Below are 19,667 nucleotides of genomic sequence, written 5' to 3'. Positions count from 1 at the left end.
TTCAACTAAATAAAGTCAAAGCAGCTGAACTTAATAAAGCTCTAAATTAAATAGTAAACGTTATCAGCCAAAGCGTAAAATTGCCTAAATTGTGTGTATTGAAGTGTTGAAGCCACTTTAGTAATTGACCTTTTGGTCAGTAAAGCTACAATCAATCAATACGTTAAACACGCAAACTCTATAATGACCACACAAATAAAGCCAAATAAAAAAGAAGTGACACGCGAGAAAAACCAAAAACTAATTTTAGATGCCGCTGAGCAATTGTTTTCGCAATTAGGTTACGACGGAGCAAGTATGAGCATGGTTGCTAAAGAAGCGCAGGTACCAAAAGCTAATATTTTGTATTACTTTAAAAGTAAAGATGGTCTGTACGAGTCTGTGATCGACCGCATAATAGCTAATTGGAACTTAGGGCTCGATAACGTCACAATTAACGACGATCCAGCTACCGTGCTTTATAACTACATTAAAAGCAAAGTAATACTCGCCGTAGAACAGCCAATGCAATCTCGTTTATTTGCCAGTGAAATACTGCGCGGTGCCCCTTATTTACAAAACTACTTTAGAACCAATACCCGCCCTTGGGTTAAACAAAAGGTTGATGTACTTCAAGCATGGATGGATGCAGATAAAATGGATAAAGTTGATCCCTACCATTTGCTTTTTACTATTTGGTCTACCACGCAATATTACGCCGATTTTCAGGCTGAGGTTTTACTCGTAATGAACAAATTAGAGTACGACGAAACCGATGTGGCACAGATTACGCAATCAATTACCCACATAATTTTAAAAGGTATTGGTCTTAAAATACCTGAGCAAAGTGAGAATTAACCCATGACATCCTTTACTACACCCGATTTATTTGACGATCATCGCGATAACGTGCAAGTAGCAGACAGCGGCCTTTACCACTTTGGTAAAAAAACCACGTTTTATGGCAAAGTAGTTACCGTTACCTGCCCAGAAGACAACTCTTTTGCTGCCGATATATTGCATGAAAATGGTGAAGGTAAAGTATTAGTTATAAACGGGTTTGCGAGCAAACGCTTTGCGTTTATAGGCGATATTATGGCCGAGCGTGCCCTAAATAATGGCTGGGAAGGCGTAATAATAAATGGCTGTTGCCGAGATATAGAAATACTTGCCACGATGAACTTACCTGTAATGGCGCTAGGCTCTACACCGCGTAGTACCTTAAAGCGCGGCTTTGGCGATAAAAACCAAGCTATTACCATGCTTAGCACCACCATAGAATCTAACGATTGGGTTTACGCCGATATTAACGGTTTAATCATCAGTAAAATGCCCCTTATTTAATAAATCTACCTACAAAAAACAGCAACCAACTTGGTGCAACAATGCACCAAGTTGGTTTGTTTTGCGCTTAAAAACACCCACTTTTAAACTTCAAAATGATTTATCATTCCCTGTAACGCCCAAAAACCTGACCAATCGGACAAGTTTTTCTTTTTTGGCATTTGTTTTGCTTATATTAAATTTGCTAAAACCAAAGCCTCCGATTAAAAGTGCAATTAATGCTCTGTAAAATAAAAATAAGATATTACGTAGTGGGTTGAAAAAAATAACAACAACATTCTCTTTTAATCAATTTAAAATTATTAAATAACCATTTGGTTAGTTTTATTTCGATGGGTTACAAAATGAACACTCAATTAAAAACTAAAAATACAGGTATTTTTTGTGACCATGGACCAAGTAATTGGCAATCAAGTCAAACGGGCACACTAAACAATAAACGCCTTGCAGTAAAAGATGTATTTGCTATTAAAGATCATAAAAACAGTGCAGGTAATCCACATTGGTTTAAAACACATCCACCAGCTCAAAAAACGGCAAGTAGCGTAAGTAAGTTAATGGATGCAGGGTGTATTTTTACCGGTTATACCCATACCGACGAGCTTGCTTATAGCTTAGAGGGTAATAATATACATTACGGCGCTGCACAAAATCCTAAATTAAAAGGGCATGCTTGCGGTGGTTCGAGTATGGGGTCGGCAGCAGCCGTTGCTGCTAACTTAGCCGATATTGGCTTAGGTACCGACACTGGCGGCTCAATTAGAATACCCGCCAGTTATTGTGGTTTATATGGCATAAGGCCAAGCCATAATGTAATTGAAAAAGACGGCCTAATACCGTTGGCCCCGCCTTTTGATACCATAGGCTGGCTTACCCAAAATGCAGAGCTGTTAAGCGATGTAGGCAATGTACTATTGCCTAATCAAGCTATTAATAACGTTAATACCTTAGTTATTTGCGAGCCATTATTTGAACTCGTTGACTCTGCTTTACAAGCCCCACTTAAACAATTGCTTGAAAAAACCAAGCCTAATTTTAAGCACCATAAAGAATTTGAACTACCTAACAGCAGCTTATTAAACGAACTGGCTGATAGTTTTAGAGTACTGCAAGGGCGAGCAATCGCAAAAACGCATAAAGATTGGCTTCAATTGCCGGGGCAACTTCCCCAGTTTGCTCCAGCAATTGCTGCCCGTTTTAATATGGCGCTTGCCCTCACTGATCAAGAAGAACAAGAAGCACTAAAAGTACAAACCCAATGGCAAACACTAATAGCTAAAAACCTAAATACAAACAGCTGTTTATTTTTGCCAACCACACCCACAACCGCACCTAAATTAGGCGCCGACACAAGCGCCTTACGCATGCAAATTATTACGCTTTCGGCAATTGCAGGGTTTAGTGGCTCAGCGCAAGTGCATTTACCGCTGGCTGATTTAGCAAATGATCATCCGTATGGTTTTTCACTCATGATGAGCCATGGTAACGATAAAAGCCTACTTGCTTGCGTTAAGCACCTAGCTGCACACTTTAAACAGGACACACCGGCATGACCACACACAATATTGCATTTACCGCGTCTCATTTTTCGGCCACTGAGGCGGGTATAAATATACTTAAACAAGGCGGTACAGCTACCGAGGCTATGGTAGCGGCTGCCGCTGCGATTAGCGTTGTATATCCACATATGAACTCAATTGGTGGCGACAGCTTTTGGCTTATCGATAACCCAAACCAAAAAACGCCCACCGCTATTGACGCCTGCGGCCGCGCAGCAACTAATACAACGGCCTATAACACGCTCACGCAAATACCAGCGCGCGGCGGATTAAGCGCACTCACTCAAGCGGGTACAATACGCGGCTGGCAAAAAGCGCTTGAACTAGATGAGCACGCAGCACTACCACTGTCAAAAATTTTAGCCCCCGCTATAAAGCTTGCCCGCGAAGGATTTACTGTTACTAAAAGCCTTCAAGCAGGTTGCGAAAAACTCGCAACGGTTAACAATACCAATGACGCGTTTAAAAACCTCTACATACCCAATGGCAAGCCCTTACAAGCAGGCCAGCATTTTAAAAATCCTAAACTTGCAGCAACGTTTGAATACCTAGCAAAGCATGGTTTAAACGCATTTTATGAAGGCGCACTTGCCAACTCATTTGCCGCCGACTTAACAAAAGCAGGCAGCTCAATTACCGCAGGTGACATTGCAAATACAAAAGCTGAGGTAGTTACTGCGCTAAATGCAAACCTCAGTGGTATTAATTGCTACAACTTACCCGCGCCAACACAAGGCGTGCATTCACTACAAATAATTGGTGCCATAAATAAGTTAAAGCATGTAGCTAAAACCGAGGCCGACTGGACACACTTAATTGTTGAAGCAACTAAACAAAGTTTTACGCATCGCCCTACTCTTTGGGCCGACCCTCAGGCACTGGGGGATGATTACAAAAATGCACTCACTGATGAGCGCTTAAGCGAACTTGCTAACAATATTGATATGGGAAAAGCACAACAATGGCCATTTAACGCAGAGCCCGGCGATACCGTGTGGATGGCAGCCAGAGATAAAAACGGCCAACTGGTGAGCTTTATTCAAAGTATTTACTGGGAATTTGGCAGCGGAATACTCATGAGCGAAGGCGGATTTGTATGGAATAACCGCGGGCTAAGCTTTAGCTTAAACAACCAAGATACCAATGCGCTAGCGCCTAACAAACGCCCCGCACATACACTTAACCCAGCTATGGCTAAGTTTGAAGATGGCAGACGCCTTGCTTACGGCACTATGGGCGGTGAAGGCCAACCACAAACTCAAGCCGCTGTTTTTGCAGGCTACGCGTGGCGAAATAAATCAATAAAACAAGCAATTAGCGACCCTCGTTGGCTACTTGGCCGTACATGGGGCGACACCAGTACAAACTTAAAAATTGAGCACAGCCTGGCTTCACAAATACAAGATGAATTAAACCAACGCGGCCACGACTGGGTAAGCGTTGAAAACAATAACGAAATGATGGGGCACGCTGGGGCTATTTTAGATACACCTACAAGCCTTGAAGCTGCAACAGATCCTCGTTCAGATGGACGTGCAACAGTAACTACAGCAGGAACACAATGTCAGAAATAATAAATCAATGGCCAATTATAGTAGCCTTAATAGCAACCGGTATTTTTGCCGGTATTTTAGCAGGACTTTTTGGTGTAGGCGGCGGTATTGTTATCGTCCCTGTGCTGTATTTTTTACTGCAAGGTTTTGGCGTAAGCCCAGAGTCGGCAATGATGATAGCCACAGCAACTTCGCTTGCAACCATAGTACCTACGTCTATTTCATCTATTCGCTCGCATCATAGCAAAGGAAATGTTGACCTTGCGCTAATAAAATACTGGGCACCGTTTATATTAGTTATGGCGGTAGTCGGTAGTATTATTGCTCATACCGTTCGCGGTAACGCATTAGTGCTCATGTTTGCCTGCATTGCTATTTTAGTCAGTTTAAACATGTTATTTAGAGCCGGCGCACCTGCCCTTGTAAAACAACTGCCAGGTAAATTTGGTCAAGGCGTTATGGCAAGTATTGTAGGTGGCTTATCGGTCATGATCGGTATAGGTGGCGGCACTATTGGCGTACCTATGCTAAACGCATTTAATGTACGCGCCCATGTGGCCGTTGGCACCGCTGCTGTATTTGGCCTGCTTATTGCGTTACCGGGTGTAATTACCTTATTAAGTATTGGCACAACGCCAACCGATGCTCCCCTAGGTACGTGGGGGTTGGTTAACCTCCCTGCCTTTTTTCTTATTATTCCGCTGACTATTTTATTTGCGCCTATTGGCGTAAAAATTGGTAGTAAGCTGGATCAAAAACAACTAAAACGCGCCTTTGCCGTTGTCTTAATGATAACCGGCATACGCATGCTTATTCAGACTCTGGGAGCCTAAAATATGTTTAATAACACGCAAGTTCAAACCTTAAACCCACCACAGCGTTTATTAATGGGACCAGGCCCAATTAATGCCGACCCTCGTGTTTTACGTGCTATGTCGGCGCAGCTTATAGGCCAATACGACCCAGTAATGACAGGTTTTATGAACGAAACCATGGCACGTTACCGCGAAATTTTTAAAACTAAAAACGAATGGACCATGCTAATAGATGGCACATCGCGCGCAGGTATTGAAGCTGTATTATGTTCTATTTTACGGCCAGGCGATAAAGTGCTTGTACCAATTATGGGGCGCTTTGGCCACCTACTTGCTGAAATAGCCGAGCGCGTTGGCGCAAAGGTGCACACAATAGAAGTACCGTGGGGCGAAGTGTTTACGCCAGAACAAATCGAAAAAGCCATTGTTGATGTAAAACCCCATGTGCTTGCTATGGTACAGGGCGATACATCCACCACCATGAACCAACCTCTTGAGCATATTGGCGATATTTGCCAAAAGCACGATGTACTATTTTATTGCGATGCCACCGCATCGATTGTGGGTAACGAACTTCCTGCCGATGAGTGGAAACTCGATGCACTTTCGGTTGGCCTACAAAAGTGTTTAGGCGGTCCTTCTGGATCAGCGCCATTAACACTAAGCGACAAATGCGCCGAGTGGATCCAAAAACGTAAAAAGGTAGAAGCAGGCATTCGCACTGCCGATCATACCGATGGCACAGAACCCTTTGTGCGCTCTAACTATTTTGATTTAGGTATGATCATGAATTACTGGGGGGAAGAGCGCCTAAATCATCATACCGAAGCCACCAGCATGCTGTACTGCGCCTCAGAATGCGCCCGCATAGTCATTGAAGAAGGCGTGGACAACTGCGTAGCGCGCCACAAATTACATGGCGATGCCATGCTAACCGGCATTCAAGCACTGGGCTTAAATGTATTTGGCGATTTAACGCATAAAATGAACAACGTACTGGGTGTTTATATACCCGAGGGCATTAATGCCGATCACGTACGCGGGCAAATGCTAACCGATTTTGGAATAGAAATTGGCACCTCGTTTGGACCACTTCATGGCAAAATTTGGCGTATTGGCACTATGGGCTACAACGCCCGAAAAGATACCGTACTACAAACACTTGCCAGCCTAGACGCTTGCTTGCATGCCAACGGTTACAAAGGTCCTAAAGGCGAAGCCGCCATTGCCGCCCTCACTCACTATAAATAAAAAAAGGATTTAGCATGACGATTGTAAGCCCCCTTTTAAAGCCTTTATTAAACAAAGAACTTGCTGATGAATACGCAACACGCGCTTTATCTCGCTGTAAAACCCTCAGCACACTATCGCAAATGCAAGGTGGCATTCACCGTGTGTACTTATCAAAAGAGCACAAAGAGTGTAACGCCGTTACTGCATCGTGGATGGTTGAGGCAGGCATGCAATCGTGGCAAGACGAAGTGGGCAACCTTTGGGGCCGGCTTAAATCATCAAACCCACATGCTAAACGTTTAATTATAGGATCGCACCTCGACACAGTACCAAACGCAGGTGCGTTTGATGGTATTTTAGGTGTACTACTGGGGATAGAAATTGCAGCACTTGCAAATAAGCTTAAGCTCGACCTGCCCTTTCATTTAGATGTAGTGGGCTTTTGCGATGAAGAAGGCACCCGCTTTGCCACCACTTTAATTGGCTCAAAAGCCCTCGCTAACGAATTTGACCCACAGTGGCTAAACATTGAAGACACAAACGGCATAACTATGCGCCAAGCCATGCTCGACTTTGGCTTAAATCCCAACGACTACGCAAAAGCCGCACTAAATAAAAGCGAATTACTAGCTTACTGGGAAACTCATATAGAGCAAGGTCCGGTGCTCGAATCGGTAAATCAGGCGTTAGGCGTTGTAACGGCTATTGCAGGGGCAAAACGCGCCATGCTTACCCTAACAGGCCAAAGCGGTCATGCAGGCACTACGCCTATGAATTTACGTCAGGATTCGTTAGCAGGCTGCGCCGAATTAGTAACCGAAATTGAAAAACTAGCAAACAATGCTAAAAATGGCGAAGTTGCAACCGTAGGGCAAATACAATCTCGCCCCGGTGCAACAAACGTGATTGCAGGTAAAACAACCATAAGCCTAGATGCACGCGCACAAAGCGACACCGATCTCGCTAACTTACTAAGCGCCATACAAAGCAGCGCTCAATCTATAGCAAGCAAACGCAATTTAACACTCGATTGGCAATGGACGCATGCCGCTGATGCCGTTGCGTGCGACACCACTATTCAACATTTATTCACCAACGCATGTAAACTCAATAACCAAGCATCACCTTCACTTGCCTCAGGCGCAGGGCACGATGCAATGGCTATAGCTCCAATTTGCCCCGTTGGCATGTTATTTATACGCAGCCCAGGCGGTATAAGCCATCACCCAGCAGAAGCGGTTATAGACTGCGATGTAACAAAGGCACTCAGTGTAATGTACAGCGCGCTTTTACTTTATGTGAAAGAGTGTGAGTGATTTTAAAGTAATCGAGTAAACCAAGTATATTAACTTGGTATGCTTAGGGGCTTAAACCTCCTCAAAGTCATTTGGAGGTTATTACTAAATGCAGGAAAAGGCAGGTAAATGCAGGAAAACGCAGGAATATACGTTATTTAAAGTAGCATTATCGAGCTGCCCTTTGCTCTTTTAGGCTAAGGCGTTTATGTGAGCTATATACATGTTGAATGTTTGTACCATTAACCAAATATGCATCCATTTCAACGGTAATTAAACCCGATAATGGCTTGATTTCTAGAACACCCAACTCACCTAAATTTGCAGATAGTAAAGTATTATTCCTAATAGCTAACAAAGTTTTGTCAGTATCTCGTAAGTCACCATTCACATATAATTTAGCACCACTAAACCAATTGTTAATTATTTTAACTTTGATTGACTTAATAGTAAATTCAAAGGATTTTCTCATCAGATCTCCATATTCAGAAAATGTAATTATTATACTTTATGTTCTTATGTGTTTGGCGCACAACCAATTTCTTTTAATACCCGCTTAGTCGATGCTGGGGAATTTTTTAGTGCTGCTAAAGGCCGAACTGGCCGCTGAACCAAATTACCTGAGCAGTTTGGGCACACGTTATTTAACAGCGTTTGAGCACAGCTAGAGCAAAACGTACATTCAAATGAACAAATAAAAGCCTCAGTGGACTGTGCAGGTAGATTCTTATCACAACATTCACAATTAGGTCTTAAATCTAGCATTTAGCGCTCCCTTTTATCCACCCAATGCTGAGTAAATATCTATTACCTTTTATAACTTTTGATACCTGATGCTGACTTACATCAGGGCGGAATAGCTTAACCCGTTTTGTTTCAAATATCGGATTAGTGCAAATAAACTCACCACCCAAATCTGCTTTTTTAAGCACTATATTCAATCGATAGTGTTTACCAGATTCAACTTTGTCTGTGTGTGGTGTTATTTCGCTTCCTTGTGGGAATTTAAGCAAATATGTATCAAATTTAATTGGCCACGTAGCACCACAAATCAACATTTTATCGTAGCCTGATTTTTGTCGGCCTCGCTCCCAACAAAATAATTTACTCAAAAAAAACATACAATCCCTCGAAACAGCTAACAAGCTGCAGGTTAACTCGTTTTTTATTGATAAACAAACCATAGCCGAGTTCATATTTTGATTCAATCGTTTACTGTATTTCACGTGGGATATAAAGGGGGTTTTAATGTTGTTTTGATTGGCGTTTTAAAAGACATTATAGTGGCTATAATTGACAAGAAAATCAAAATATAGCCACTCGTTTTACTTTAATGCTTATTTAAGGGCTTATTTAATAGTTACCGTTGCATCACTTACCCATGTCTCAGTTATAGCTTCATCATTTTTATCAACTAAATACGCGCGTATGTTTACCGGATTATTGTTAGCTTGTTTGTAGTCAAACGCTAATCGCCATTGGTTTGTACCCACTACCGGATAAACCCCAATAGGTTCTAGTATTTCACCGTTGCTGGCTTCAACAATCGGCTTTATACCACTTTTGTTATCTAAGCCTTTAAATACTGGGCCTTCAAAATCAATCACCATTTTGTTAACGCCTTCAGGAATAGGCTGGCCGGGAATTCCCCCCAAGCCTTGGCGAGTATTTACAACGCTTGCAAGGTTTTTTGATTTTGGATCGAGTGGACGCCATTCAATATCATAAGAAAAGGTAAACTCATCACCTTTGCGCGCCTCTTTTTCAGGCACCCAGTAGGCAACAATGTTGTCAAACGTTTCATCTTTTGTAGGAATCTCGATTAACTGAACAGCCCCTTTCCCCCAATCGCCAGTAGGTTTTATCCACGCTGATGAACGCTTATTATAAAATACGCCATCGTCTTGATAGTTATTAAAGTCACGATCTCTTTGAATTAAACCAAACCCTTTTGGGTTCTCATCAATAAAGCTATTGGTCGACACCGACTGAGGATTATTTAATGGGCGCCAAATGTATTGACCCGCTCCTGTGTGAATAGCTAAGCCATCGCTGTCGTGAATTTCTGGGCGCCAATCTTTAGCTTCTGTTTTATCTTTTTGTGAGTACCAATACATACTGGTTAACGGTGCTACGCCTAAGCGTTCAACATCGGCGCGCATATACAAATTAGCCGTTACAGAGGTAATATGGCCTTTGGCTTCTTTGTTATCTTTACTTAAACCAAATCGATAAGCACCAGTGACAGAAGGCCCTTCAAGCAATGCCCAAACAGACACACTTTCACCTTTTTTCTCTGCAGGACCAATCCAAAATGCAGAAAAGCGCGGAAATTCTTCTGGTTGATTCATACCCGTATTAATCGCGATACCTCGGGCTGACAGTCCATATTGCCCCTCTGGCCCATCAGTACGAAAATAAGACGCACCTAAAAAAGATATCCAATCTGGTTTCATATCTGGGCGCATTATTCTAAAGCCTGCAAATCCAAACCCTTCTGGGAGATCGTGAGCAGGGCTGTCATCAGGCATATTAAAAACGTCATTACTAAAAGGTACGTTTTGAACCTGATTTTTATCGTCTCTGATGTAAATACTTACTGGCTCTGGAAAATATCGGCCAGGGTAAAATAATTGTACGGGCGCCTTTTTCCACTTGGATATAAGGTTTCATCTTCTTTAAAGCGTATTTTCCAATGTTCGTCATACGTAATTTTATCGATTAACTCCGGCGCTGGCACCTTAGTTGCCGTATAGGGCTTTTCGGCTGAGGCTTTTGCTAGGGCTTTTAAGTCTTCGAATGAAAACTCCGTTTTATATACTGCTTCTGTCGCGTAAGACGACATCGAAGTGCTAAAAATAATTGCGATAAATAACTTTAATTTCATAAAAAGAATGTCCAATAAATTGAGTCAAATAAAAATGGGAACGCTGCACGAACGTATGTTTAACTTAAAGTTCTGTATGGATATTACGTGACGTAATATGAACTAGCGTTTACTAAAGTATTGTTATTTAACTCTTAGTTAATTTTTTTAGGGGGGGGATTGTGGAAAGGGAACTTGCAATCAATACTGTAATAAAATGCTTAGTAGGTCATTTTAACGCTGAACTATCCTTGGTTGCTTAGCAAGACTGAAGCATAACTCCAATAGCCAAATTCAATTAAAAACGAGCTCCAGCAATTAATCCTAATAAAACAGGCTGTTTTCTTAAAAAAATAATTCTACAATCTCGATGCCTACATAAGGGGCTGATGATAACTTGTCGTAATGTGTAGTAAAGAGAACTAAGCAAACAGTTAGTAGTCGCTTTGCTTAAACCGCTTATTAACAGTTTATTTCAACCGCTTCTGCATTTTTAAAAATACTTTTTGCTTGCTCAAATATGGGTTTAGCTAATTTATCCTTAGGCGCCCAAATATCTATCGCATTACCGCTGTGATTGAATAAAGTTACATAATTTCCAGCTAATTGAATTTTGGTAACAAAAGATTTAGGGATAGTTTTACCATATTTTTTATGTAACCTAGCTTTGGGCATGTGCGAAATAAACACCTGGTCGCCCATATCAATTAAAACCTTTTCAGGATCGTAAAACTTTGAACCAAAACTAAAGTAAAAAGAGATTGCACTAATTATAAAACAAAATAATATTACCCAATCCATTAATTGCATGTCGAATTTCCTTAAACTACTAACGAGCCTGTAGAGCAACTCGTTTTTTATTTTTTATTGATAAACAAAACATAGCTGAGTTCCTATCAACTTAAGATAAATTTACTCATGCCTTTATTGACCGTAATATTCCGCTTTTTATTTTAAAAGGAATCAAGCTTAATAAAGCCAAGTTGTTTACCACTCTATAATTGACAATTTCCGCAACAGTTAGAATAAGGTCATCCTAACTGCTCTTCATCATTAGTCATTTAAAACGCCTTTAACTGTATTATTTTTTTAAGGCGTTTTTTAATGACCTTTTGCTCGCAATAAAGCCCGATAAAACCACCAACAGCAATTGAAGCCACAACCAACAACCAATATAAAGAGCTGTTAGATACCTGAATACCCGAAATATAAAGGTATAAGTTGAACGGGATAATAAAAAATAAGCTACCTAATACTTTAATGAATTCCCTAAAAAGCTCTGTATCAGACGTTGCTTTGTCGATATGAGAGTTAATAGTTTCATTTGATATCTCGTTTAGCTCTGGGTATGTTTTTTGTAACCAATTTAAATAATTCAATTATGCATCCTTGTATTTTTATATCTAGTGCGGCCTTAAATAGGCAAAGTATATTTGTGAAATAAGCATTGTGGCAGCAAAGTAAACTACTTTTTGTTCTTGGTTAATTTATTGCTAACTTCATATTTAGCTTTAGCTTGATTTGCACGTAAACCTGCAAAATAGGTTACCGCAGCTAGAGGTAAGCAAATAAAACCGTATGCTTTAAAGCTTTCTAAAAAACCACTTTTCTCGCTTATAATGCCACCAAATAAAGCCCCAAGAATGGTAAGCAATAAAACAACTGCAGCTGCGTATATAAATTTTTTCATTCTTAAATCCTTTTTTATTAATTTACTATAAACACTTATGATATTAAAAAATGCCGCGCTTATTTCCCCGCAATATTAGATTTCAACATTGACTTTTTTATTGTCAAAAGAGTATAAAACAGCCAAGCAGCAAGACACGAGTATTGTAAGATCATGGATTATCCAGCTTTGCTCTACAGCAATAATTTTTATCACTGTGCTTATAGCCAATGAAAAAATGATTGAAAACAAAAATTTAAATTTTGGAAATCTATATCCAATAAACTGATAATATAAGGCACCTAAAGTAGTGCCCATTGCTGCAGAAACAAGAAAGGTGGTAAAATTAGATAAACTAAAATCAGTACGCCCCATTAGCGCATCAAAAATAAAGGAAACAACAGCTAAACCAACCCCTAAATAAAAATAAGGTAAAACTTTTCCATACTTCATAACATCTTCCTGAATTATTGTTGTAACTTCTATTTAATACCCTGAGTGAATTACTCTGCAAAATGGCACATATTACTTTCATTAATAATTCCACTAAATAACTTTCATGTAAATAAATAATTAAAAATTATAGAAATATAATTAAGTAAAAATAGGTTCATTTACTTTTTTTATTAGCTTCCAACCTCACTTCACTAAAATATATATTTGTGCGAGAGCTTTAATTACACTAATAGCACCACCACCATGTAGAGTAACTATAAAAACATCTGATTTTATGGGCTTCTCAGAGATGAACCAATCAAAGAGCAAATTCAAATTTATTTTAGCTTTCGCCTCGTTTAGAAGATAAAAAATTATTGGTTAAGGTTAGAATGAAGAAGCAAAAAATCAGCTGTTTTTGTTCTGCTTTAGAATTTATTTACGCTCAACTCTTTTACGACGCAATTGAATACCAAGCAATGTCCCTAATAAAACAGCAATAACATGCAGCAAAGCAGGAATTAAATATATCAAAGGATCCATTGATATTTCTAATAAAATGTATAGTAAGGCACCGACACTTAGATCAATAAACCAATAAACCGCCGCAACTAAAAAGGCTTGCTTATAGGGACTCACTGTTTGCTTATAGCCTAAGTAACAATACACGATTAAAGAGGTTAAAAATCCGAGTAATAAACAAGACAGCCACTCTAATCGAACAAACAAAACGTTGCCATTAAATTTAATTTTTAGGTTAATAATTTATCTTTTATTGCAGAGTTATTTTCATTTCATCCATTAAATAAGTCATTAGTACTATTAAACCTAAATTATACGCATGAAAATGGCTGCATAATGCAGTTTTAACTTTTTCTTGAGTAGTTTAAGTCTTATGCTAGTAGCTTTTCGCAGTTACTTATATTTGCTCGCCGTTTTCTGTTTAAGTTTTCACAATAACTTGCTTGCGAGATTGGCCTGCCTACTGCTCCATGAAATACGCGCGTAAATTGCGTGGTGAGTTTTAACCAGTTTTCGGGGGATATATTCACTCTTTCGAGTAAGGGTAAGTGCGAACTTTTAATATAACCTCGTTTGTCTTCTCGTATACAGCGCCCTGTTAGCTCAACAAGTTCAAGGTACGATTTAAGCTCAAATGGTAGACCTTTTGGCATTATTTGGCGTGGCATGCTTGCAAAGCGCAGTAGTGATTTTGGTTGTTTGCCATCCTTTGCGTATGTTAAACGTTGTTGAACACTTGTATGGTCTGACTCCTCTGGGGTGTTAGCCATTTTCGCTCTAATAGGGTTTAAATCGACATATGCCATGCAAGCTGCAAGGGCTGCTTCATCTAATAATGCTTGAGACGTAAATCGTCCCTCCCAAAAACGGCCAGTGCAGTTATCTTCTTTATTTGCTCTGCGAGCAATGTTTTCATTTAACAACCGCATGAACCAGCTAATACTTGATAGGCGCTCGCGGTATTGTTTTACTGTTTGATTAAAAAAGATAAGTTCAGCTTTACTTAGCTTTTCACCTTGTACATATTTCTGCGTTAGCAATGTGCCTTTACAGAGTTTATGCCAGCTAATAATAATCGCTTTATCATTCAGCCTATTCGCTTTTTTATCATCAACATACAGTACTAAATGGGTATGGTTACTCATTACGGCATAAGCACATACATTAATACAAAACACCTTGGCTAACTCAAGCAGTTTATTTTCAACCCAGCCTCGTCGATGCTCGTAAGACTTACCTGTAAAATGGTCTTCACCACATAAAAATGCACGGCGCACGCAACGCGAAATACAGTGATAATATTTTGTATCAACCAAACTTATTTGTCGTTTTCTTGCGATTGCCATAATACATCTGCCCATTTTTTATACTGATAAAGCCTAGTACTTAGTTTATCAAAGTGCAAAATTTAAAATGGGTGTCACTATTATTTTCCCTTTTCACTATTATTTTCTATTATTATTTCAGGGGTCATCGCTCGTTGGCAAGTGAGCTTTAGCGCTTACAGTCCACCTCAGGGCGTGTTGTTAACTAACTTTAATTCTGTACGATGATTTTTTTTATTTGTTTTCCATTTCTATCACTAGTTACAACAATATTATTCCCTTTAGACAAGAATACTGATTTCGACTCTTCTTTTGACGAAATTATAACTCTATCAAAGGGCACTTCATCTGTATGATTAAACTTAAATACATCAACCATGCAAGGGTATAAATCATTACAATCTATAGAGGCTAATTCATATGATTTTCTATTTAAAGATGCCCATGTAGGACGCCCATTTAAATAGCCTGTTCTTGGCCAGAAAATAGATATATCCCATTTATTTGGATCAGAACTCCAAGTTTCATTACCTTTTACAAAGATAAATGGTTCTTGTAATCCCACTTCATTAACCGCTTTTGTGTATGTTGGGTGCTCAAATTCTTTATTACTTCGTTCTATTCGTGTTGTTTGGTCAATAGTAAGTGTTTCTAAGTTGGTAATGCTTTTAAGTTTACTCGCTAACCATTTCTCTTCATTAATATGGGAATAACCAACATGGATGATGATTTTTGCATTAGGGTCTTTATCAAATACTTTTCTTTTATAGTCAGTGCAGAATTAGTTTCCCGTTCATCGGTAGTATTGAGTTTACTTGGTTTATGCATATCATAAGAAATTATTTCAAAACCGATTTCTTTTGCTTTAAGTACTAAGTTTGCATAGATACTTTCACGGGTGTAATACCCAATATTATTAGTAACATATCCTTTATTAATTTGTGATGAAGCTGAACTATTTAAAGATTCAGCCGCAAAATAACGATATCCTTGCTTCCATAGCCCTGAAAGCATACGGTACGTTAACACCCTATGTTGTGCAATATCGTGAGCTTCATTGAACATTACAATCTGATGTAGTTGCGAGCGTTTTAATATTTCACTTTCCGCGCTTTTTGCTTTGTAGTCTGTTAAATCTTCAAGAGCTAAAGTTTCACTTTCAGCAGTACTATCTTTAGCAACAAGCGCTTTTTTATGTAAGCCAGCAAACGAATATTTAACACCAAGGTCTTGCATTATAATATCTAAAGCAACAGGGCTATCAGTATACTCTTTTGCAAAATTTTCAATGATTGGAAGTTTCTCAACTAAGCTTTTACCTTTCGTTTGTTCTTGAACCTGATTTCCAATTTTTATTGCTTCTAAAAGAAACTTTTCGTGATCACTCTCTGAAGAAAAAGCAGAATTAGAAGCAAGTAGACAGAATAGTATTATTTTTTCAAGTTAAATCCTTTTATTTGAAATGTAATGCTGAACGGTATGGTAAGTTAGCTAACAGCTTATTGAACAGCACTTTGGGGGTTATAACACCCCAAAACGGCGCATATTACATTGCTCAATAATTCCACTAAATAACTTTAATGTAAACAAGTGATTAGCCATATTATAAAAAGGTCTTTGTTATTTTGCACCAAAACGGCGTTTAATAATGTTATTGGACAAAACAAAAATAGAGCTTTATTTATGTAGCTACCTTTACAACCATAATTAACAAACGGACGGATACTAAGCGCTAGTAAAAGCTTATTGAGGCTTACTTATACTGGTTTAGCATTTTTATATGGTTTAGAAGCAGGGGTTTACCCTTACTCGGTATAAAAACTCGATTAAAGAATTAAGAAAGTAATAGGTAAATTTTGGCTTTATGTATTTAGCGCGTAATTAGCTAAAGCATTGGTGAGATAAGCGAGCCTTAACATATTGATAATACAGGCTCGCTAAGGTTTTTATGATAAAAACGAATGAGTGAGGTGCTTACTTTACATCAAAGTTCACATGGTCAAAGTATGGGTTTTTCTCTCGCGCTTTAAGTACGCTGATTGTAGTTAGCACAATGAGTTGCAACTTGCTATTTACGCTAACAACTATGCATTCGTCTCTATTAGCATTGCGCTTTGTGTCAGTTGCTACGCCACATACACCATCACCATTTTTTAATATAAGCTCAATGCTTAAATGGTGCATACAGGCAATTTCGATGTAGTCGTATTGGTTGCAACTGATCATAACGTCCTCTTTATATGTTATTTAGTCGGTTTAAAAATCATTAAAAAAGCAATAACAACAAGGTTGGCTATATACCAAAGATCTTTAATTACAAACTGCCCTAAACGCTCCAATAAAGTAGAAGAACTAAATACACCGGTGGCGGTAATTAAGAATGTTTGGGTCATCATAAACACGCTCAAACACGCTAAGCCACTTACAATAATTAGCTTTTTATTATTTAAAAATAGCCCTAAGCCCAATAACACAGCAAATAATACATCAAACCCGCCAATCACGTTAGACGCGCCTTGTACGCTAAATACCGTGTATAACCACGACATAAACGGTGAGGTTTCTACTAAACTTACAATGCCTTTTGCTTCAAACTCATAAAACTTCATGCCGCCGATCCACAGTAAAACCATAGCAACCGGTATAAAGTTTAAAAGTACGTGTTGTTTGTCGGTAAGTTTGTCTTTATAAAATAAAAACAAATACAAAGGCACTACTGCAAAGTACTTAATTATGCCCTGCCCGCTACCAATGATTGGAAAACCACCAAGTTGCGCCATCCAACGGTTACTGGCAAACAAGGTAAGTAATGCAACTAAACTTATAATTGCTACAAGTAAAAGTGCTGACGTAGGTTTCATTAGTTTAAGGTGAGCGAGCACGGTGGCGAATGCTAAAGCAATCATAAATGAGCCACTAATTAAACCTAATACACCTATCGACATTAGCGAATCAACGCTGTAAAAGCTAAACGTAGCTGTTAACGTATTAGGGTTTGCTCCTAACGCAAACGATAAGCCAAGTAACAAAAAGCTACTTGTTAATAAAAAAGCAATCACGTTGTTGATTAGTTTTAAGTTCATTGTATTTCCAAGTATTCGTTGAGGTTTATAAAGACCTTACGAGCCGATAAAACAATTCACTAAAATTAAAAAACACGCATTATCCACAAAGCTATTAATATTAATGGCTGCTGTGTAGTTTTATTATTCTTGATCTCTGAAGTCTTTTTTTCTGAAAATAGTTAAATGCCAACCCCAATGCAAAGAGCCTAATCTTAAAAAAATAGTCGTGAAAAATGAGCCTAAAATACACCAAATGTAATCTACATTAAGGCTAAATAAAGCAGCATAAACTGCACCACCCGCTAAACATGCAGAGGCGTAAGGTTCGCTGCGCATAACAGTTGGCACTTCACGGCAAATTACGTCACGTATTAAACCACCAAATATACCTGTAGTAATACCCATGGTAATTGCGACCACCATGCCAGAGCCATTAATGAGTGCTTTTTCTATCCCCATAATATTAAATAACGCCATACCAACAGCGTCTACCAATAAAAAGTAGTAGTTATTAACGCGCGGTAAATATCGAATAAATGCAATTGTTGCTATAACGGCCCCATAGGTTGAATATAAATACTCTGGGGTAGCAATCCAAAATACCGGTTTGTTTAAAAGTATATCTCTGAGGGTACCGCCCCCTAGTGCAGTAACGGTTGCAACCACAACAACGCCAAAGCCACTAATGTTTTTTTCATACCCAAGCAATGCCCCTGCAACAGCAAAAAATGCGACACCGAGTAACCCTAGTACCATAAAGTATTCAGCAGTCATGGTAATTCCTTTTTTAAATTTATAAGGAGTTGTATCAACTTACGTGCCAAAAAAACATCTCTCAAAAGTTGATTTAACTTTGAAAAATACATTTAAAAACAACGCTGTAATTCACACTGAATGCAGTTTGAGGTTAGGTTTTATGAAAGGTAATATTTGAGAAGGTAACTATTTTAAAAGTAGGTATTTTTTACACGTTGTTTATAAGTAGGCCCATAAATTAAGCTAGCGCTATTTATCCACTCAAAATAAGCGAGATAGCCTACAAAAATTGACTCAAAGATTAATAGACTAATACCTACCCAACTTGCAGAATTAACATATTCAAAAATAAAGAAAATACAAACTATTACCCAAAAGCAGTTAGCTATAGCTAATACTTTAATGACTAATAGGCTTCTTGTTCTTTTAAATGCTAATAAAAGTGCGCATATACCATAAAGTATATTAGCCACTGTAATAAATTGAAGTGCATGTAAAGGTAAAGAATAAATTTCGTAGAACCAAGATTGAAAACTAAACAAAGTTAAACCAGCAAGTAGACCTGCAATACCGTCAAGGTAGAGTATGTCTAATTTTTTATGTGTAATCACTTTTAATACCCTTCACTTTTTAACTGAACTGCCTTTTTAAACGCCCACCAGCCAATCACTAAGCTCATTAATATACGTACGGGAAAGTAAATAACGGCTGGAATACCAAATAACCAATTGGCAAAGCCTTGTGGCATTACATAAAATGCGACCTGCTTTACCCAAAATATAAACTCAACATACTGCGCTAAAAAGTCATTAAGCGATAAGCTTAAAAGTGCTAATTCATTACTTATTAAAACCCATAAGGCATATAAACCAAGCAGACCATCACCCATACTACCAATATAAGATGAGTAGCCTATAAATAATAAAAAGCCGCGCATGGCAAGTCCTTGTTAGCAGTTTCAGCAAGTTAAAATACAAACTGGCTGATCCAAAAAAATATTAAAAATGGCTTTGTTAATTGCACCCTTTAGACGTTTTAACTAATTGAATATTATTAACACTTGCGTGTGCTCCACAGTAAAACATATGCTTAGAACAGTGGTAGTTTTCATCCTTAATATTCAAACCATTCTCATCAAATTCTAGCTCAAACTTACAGTTAATATCGTATTCGGGCTCTTGCTCTTCAAACACCAGTTTTTTACCCTTTAGTACTAAAGGTAATGGTTCTGTCGTCCCTTCTAACGGGGCT

Annotated in this window: 23 protein-coding genes and 2 pseudogenes; 7 read left to right on the top strand and 18 right to left on the bottom strand. The window is 38.7% G+C overall.

Annotation, left to right across the window (positions count from 1 at the left end; all coding sequences use genetic code 11):
- Positions 1-183: 183 nt before the first annotated feature.
- The 7 genes from P20652_RS10170 (at position 184) to P20652_RS10200 (ending at position 7,799) form a co-directional block, all read left to right on the top strand.
- Positions 184-837 (top strand): TetR/AcrR family transcriptional regulator, encoded by a 654-nt coding sequence (locus P20652_RS10170; protein WP_008168347.1) that lies wholly within the window; start codon positions 184-186, stop codon positions 835-837.
- A 3-nt stretch (positions 838-840) separates the two neighbouring features.
- A complete protein-coding gene (locus P20652_RS10175) occupies positions 841-1,323 on the top strand; it encodes a putative 4-hydroxy-4-methyl-2-oxoglutarate aldolase (protein WP_008168345.1) in 483 nt (160 codons plus the stop codon).
- A 344-nt stretch (positions 1,324-1,667) separates the two neighbouring features.
- Positions 1,668-2,876, top strand: coding sequence for an amidase family protein (locus P20652_RS10180; RefSeq protein ID WP_033017403.1), 1,209 nt, complete (start codon positions 1,668-1,670; stop codon positions 2,874-2,876).
- Positions 2,873-4,456 (top strand): gamma-glutamyltransferase family protein, encoded by a 1,584-nt coding sequence (locus tag P20652_RS10185; protein WP_008168342.1) that lies wholly within the window; start codon positions 2,873-2,875, stop codon positions 4,454-4,456. The genes P20652_RS10180 and P20652_RS10185 overlap by 4 nt, the downstream gene beginning before the upstream one ends.
- Entirely contained in the window at positions 4,444-5,268 is an 825-nt protein-coding gene (locus P20652_RS10190) for a sulfite exporter TauE/SafE family protein (RefSeq protein WP_008168340.1), read from the top strand. Before P20652_RS10185 ends, P20652_RS10190 begins: the two co-directional genes overlap by 13 nt.
- Before the next feature lie 3 nt (positions 5,269-5,271).
- On the top strand, positions 5,272-6,501 hold the full coding sequence (locus tag P20652_RS10195) for an alanine--glyoxylate aminotransferase family protein (RefSeq protein ID WP_008168338.1): 1,230 nt from the start codon (positions 5,272-5,274) through the stop codon (positions 6,499-6,501).
- A 14-nt stretch (positions 6,502-6,515) separates the two neighbouring features.
- Positions 6,516-7,799 (top strand): allantoate amidohydrolase, encoded by a 1,284-nt coding sequence (locus P20652_RS10200; RefSeq protein WP_008168336.1) that lies wholly within the window; start codon positions 6,516-6,518, stop codon positions 7,797-7,799.
- A gap of 148 nt (positions 7,800-7,947) precedes the next feature.
- On the opposite strand, the gene P20652_RS10205 is transcribed toward P20652_RS10200, so the two are convergent.
- The 18 genes and pseudogenes from P20652_RS10205 to P20652_RS17935 form a co-directional block, all read right to left on the bottom strand.
- Complete coding sequence (locus tag P20652_RS10205) at positions 7,948-8,250, bottom strand: hypothetical protein (RefSeq protein ID WP_008168335.1); 303 nt, start codon at positions 8,248-8,250, stop codon at positions 7,948-7,950.
- 44 nt (positions 8,251-8,294) lie between these two features.
- Positions 8,295-8,543, bottom strand: coding sequence for a DUF1272 domain-containing protein (locus tag P20652_RS19805; protein ID WP_083832856.1), 249 nt, complete (start codon positions 8,541-8,543; stop codon positions 8,295-8,297).
- On the bottom strand, positions 8,537-8,899 hold the full coding sequence (locus P20652_RS10210; RefSeq protein WP_008168334.1) for a 2OG-Fe(II) oxygenase: 363 nt from the start codon (positions 8,897-8,899) through the stop codon (positions 8,537-8,539). The genes P20652_RS19805 and P20652_RS10210 overlap by 7 nt, the downstream gene beginning before the upstream one ends.
- A 228-nt stretch (positions 8,900-9,127) precedes the next feature.
- Positions 9,128-10,623: pseudogene (locus tag P20652_RS17940) on the bottom strand (glucan biosynthesis protein).
- Between the two features lie 483 nt (positions 10,624-11,106).
- Entirely contained in the window at positions 11,107-11,454 is a 348-nt protein-coding gene (locus tag P20652_RS10215) for a hypothetical protein (RefSeq protein WP_008168330.1), read from the bottom strand.
- Between the two features lie 251 nt (positions 11,455-11,705).
- Positions 11,706-12,023, bottom strand: a complete 318-nt coding sequence (locus P20652_RS10220; protein WP_008168329.1) for a hypothetical protein — start codon at positions 12,021-12,023, stop codon at positions 11,706-11,708.
- Positions 12,024-12,109: 86 nt separating this feature from the next.
- Positions 12,110-12,334 (bottom strand): hypothetical protein, encoded by a 225-nt coding sequence (locus P20652_RS10225; RefSeq protein WP_008168325.1) that lies wholly within the window; start codon positions 12,332-12,334, stop codon positions 12,110-12,112.
- A 75-nt stretch (positions 12,335-12,409) separates the two neighbouring features.
- Positions 12,410-12,766 (bottom strand): hypothetical protein, encoded by a 357-nt coding sequence (locus P20652_RS10230; RefSeq protein WP_008168323.1) that lies wholly within the window; start codon positions 12,764-12,766, stop codon positions 12,410-12,412.
- 417 nt (positions 12,767-13,183) lie between these two features.
- Positions 13,184-13,477 (bottom strand): hypothetical protein, encoded by a 294-nt coding sequence (locus tag P20652_RS10235; RefSeq protein WP_008168321.1) that lies wholly within the window; start codon positions 13,475-13,477, stop codon positions 13,184-13,186.
- A gap of 164 nt (positions 13,478-13,641) precedes the next feature.
- Positions 13,642-14,616: a transposase gene (locus P20652_RS10240; protein WP_008168319.1), complete on the bottom strand. Its 975-nt coding sequence runs from the start codon at positions 14,614-14,616 to the stop codon at positions 13,642-13,644.
- 190 nt (positions 14,617-14,806) lie between these two features.
- Complete coding sequence (locus tag P20652_RS10245) at positions 14,807-15,160, bottom strand: hypothetical protein (RefSeq protein ID WP_008168317.1); 354 nt, start codon at positions 15,158-15,160, stop codon at positions 14,807-14,809.
- A gap of 116 nt (positions 15,161-15,276) precedes the next feature.
- Positions 15,277-15,831 carry a hypothetical protein gene (locus P20652_RS10250; RefSeq protein ID WP_008168315.1) on the bottom strand — a complete coding sequence of 185 codons (555 nt, stop codon included), beginning with the start codon at positions 15,829-15,831 and terminating at the stop codon, positions 15,277-15,279.
- A 738-nt stretch (positions 15,832-16,569) separates the two neighbouring features.
- Complete coding sequence (locus P20652_RS10255; protein WP_008168313.1) at positions 16,570-16,821, bottom strand: Rho-binding antiterminator; 252 nt, start codon at positions 16,819-16,821, stop codon at positions 16,570-16,572.
- A 17-nt stretch (positions 16,822-16,838) separates the two neighbouring features.
- Complete coding sequence (locus P20652_RS10260) at positions 16,839-17,678, bottom strand: DUF417 family protein (RefSeq protein ID WP_008168311.1); 840 nt, start codon at positions 17,676-17,678, stop codon at positions 16,839-16,841.
- A 123-nt stretch (positions 17,679-17,801) separates the two neighbouring features.
- Complete coding sequence (locus P20652_RS10265) at positions 17,802-18,434, bottom strand: trimeric intracellular cation channel family protein (RefSeq protein WP_008168309.1); 633 nt, start codon at positions 18,432-18,434, stop codon at positions 17,802-17,804.
- 173 nt (positions 18,435-18,607) lie between these two features.
- Positions 18,608-19,027 carry a hypothetical protein gene (locus P20652_RS10270; RefSeq protein WP_008168306.1) on the bottom strand — a complete coding sequence of 140 codons (420 nt, stop codon included), beginning with the start codon at positions 19,025-19,027 and terminating at the stop codon, positions 18,608-18,610.
- Positions 19,028-19,029: 2 nt separating this feature from the next.
- The gene (locus P20652_RS10275) at positions 19,030-19,353 is read right to left on the bottom strand and encodes a hypothetical protein (protein ID WP_008168305.1); all 324 of its coding nucleotides are present in this window, start codon (positions 19,351-19,353) and stop codon (positions 19,030-19,032) included.
- A 76-nt stretch (positions 19,354-19,429) separates the two neighbouring features.
- Positions 19,430-19,667, bottom strand: a pseudogene (locus P20652_RS17935) (hypothetical protein); the annotation flags it as partial.

It is taken from the genome of Pseudoalteromonas sp. BSi20652 (genome assembly GCF_000239855.1).
Taxonomy (GTDB): Bacteria; Pseudomonadota; Gammaproteobacteria; order Enterobacterales; family Alteromonadaceae; genus Pseudoalteromonas.
Note: the sequence above shows the minus strand (reverse complement) of the source record. Positions and strands in the feature narration are given on the sequence as shown.

What these genes read in the sequence shown, in the direction of transcription:
- P20652_RS10170 (WP_008168347.1), top strand. Translation starts at nt 184, where the DNA reads ATGACCACACAAATAAAGCCAAATAAAAAAGAAGTGACACGCGAGAAA.
- P20652_RS10175 (WP_008168345.1), top strand. Translation starts at nt 841, where the DNA reads ATGACATCCTTTACTACACCCGATTTATTTGACGATCATCGCGATAAC.
- P20652_RS10180 (WP_033017403.1), top strand. Translation starts at nt 1,668, where the DNA reads ATGAACACTCAATTAAAAACTAAAAATACAGGTATTTTTTGTGACCAT.
- P20652_RS10185 (WP_008168342.1), top strand. Translation starts at nt 2,873, where the DNA reads ATGACCACACACAATATTGCATTTACCGCGTCTCATTTTTCGGCCACT.
- P20652_RS10190 (WP_008168340.1), top strand. Translation starts at nt 4,444, where the DNA reads ATGTCAGAAATAATAAATCAATGGCCAATTATAGTAGCCTTAATAGCA.
- P20652_RS10195 (WP_008168338.1), top strand. Translation starts at nt 5,272, where the DNA reads ATGTTTAATAACACGCAAGTTCAAACCTTAAACCCACCACAGCGTTTA.
- P20652_RS10200 (WP_008168336.1), top strand. Translation starts at nt 6,516, where the DNA reads ATGACGATTGTAAGCCCCCTTTTAAAGCCTTTATTAAACAAAGAACTT.
- P20652_RS10205 (WP_008168335.1), bottom strand. Translation starts at nt 8,250, where the DNA reads ATGAGAAAATCCTTTGAATTTACTATTAAGTCAATCAAAGTTAAAATA.
- P20652_RS19805 (WP_083832856.1), bottom strand. Translation starts at nt 8,543, where the DNA reads ATGCTAGATTTAAGACCTAATTGTGAATGTTGTGATAAGAATCTACCT.
- P20652_RS10210 (WP_008168334.1), bottom strand. Translation starts at nt 8,899, where the DNA reads ATGTTTTTTTTGAGTAAATTATTTTGTTGGGAGCGAGGCCGACAAAAA.
- P20652_RS10215 (WP_008168330.1), bottom strand. Translation starts at nt 11,454, where the DNA reads ATGCAATTAATGGATTGGGTAATATTATTTTGTTTTATAATTAGTGCA.
- P20652_RS10225 (WP_008168325.1), bottom strand. Translation starts at nt 12,334, where the DNA reads ATGAAAAAATTTATATACGCAGCTGCAGTTGTTTTATTGCTTACCATT.
- P20652_RS10230 (WP_008168323.1), bottom strand. Translation starts at nt 12,766, where the DNA reads ATGAAGTATGGAAAAGTTTTACCTTATTTTTATTTAGGGGTTGGTTTA.
- P20652_RS10240 (WP_008168319.1), bottom strand. Translation starts at nt 14,616, where the DNA reads ATGGCAATCGCAAGAAAACGACAAATAAGTTTGGTTGATACAAAATAT.
- P20652_RS10250 (WP_008168315.1), bottom strand. Translation starts at nt 15,831, where the DNA reads ATGCAAGACCTTGGTGTTAAATATTCGTTTGCTGGCTTACATAAAAAA.
- P20652_RS10255 (WP_008168313.1), bottom strand. Translation starts at nt 16,821, where the DNA reads ATGATCAGTTGCAACCAATACGACTACATCGAAATTGCCTGTATGCAC.
- P20652_RS10260 (WP_008168311.1), bottom strand. Translation starts at nt 17,678, where the DNA reads ATGAACTTAAAACTAATCAACAACGTGATTGCTTTTTTATTAACAAGT.
- P20652_RS10265 (WP_008168309.1), bottom strand. Translation starts at nt 18,434, where the DNA reads ATGACTGCTGAATACTTTATGGTACTAGGGTTACTCGGTGTCGCATTT.
- P20652_RS10275 (WP_008168305.1), bottom strand. Translation starts at nt 19,353, where the DNA reads ATGCGCGGCTTTTTATTATTTATAGGCTACTCATCTTATATTGGTAGT.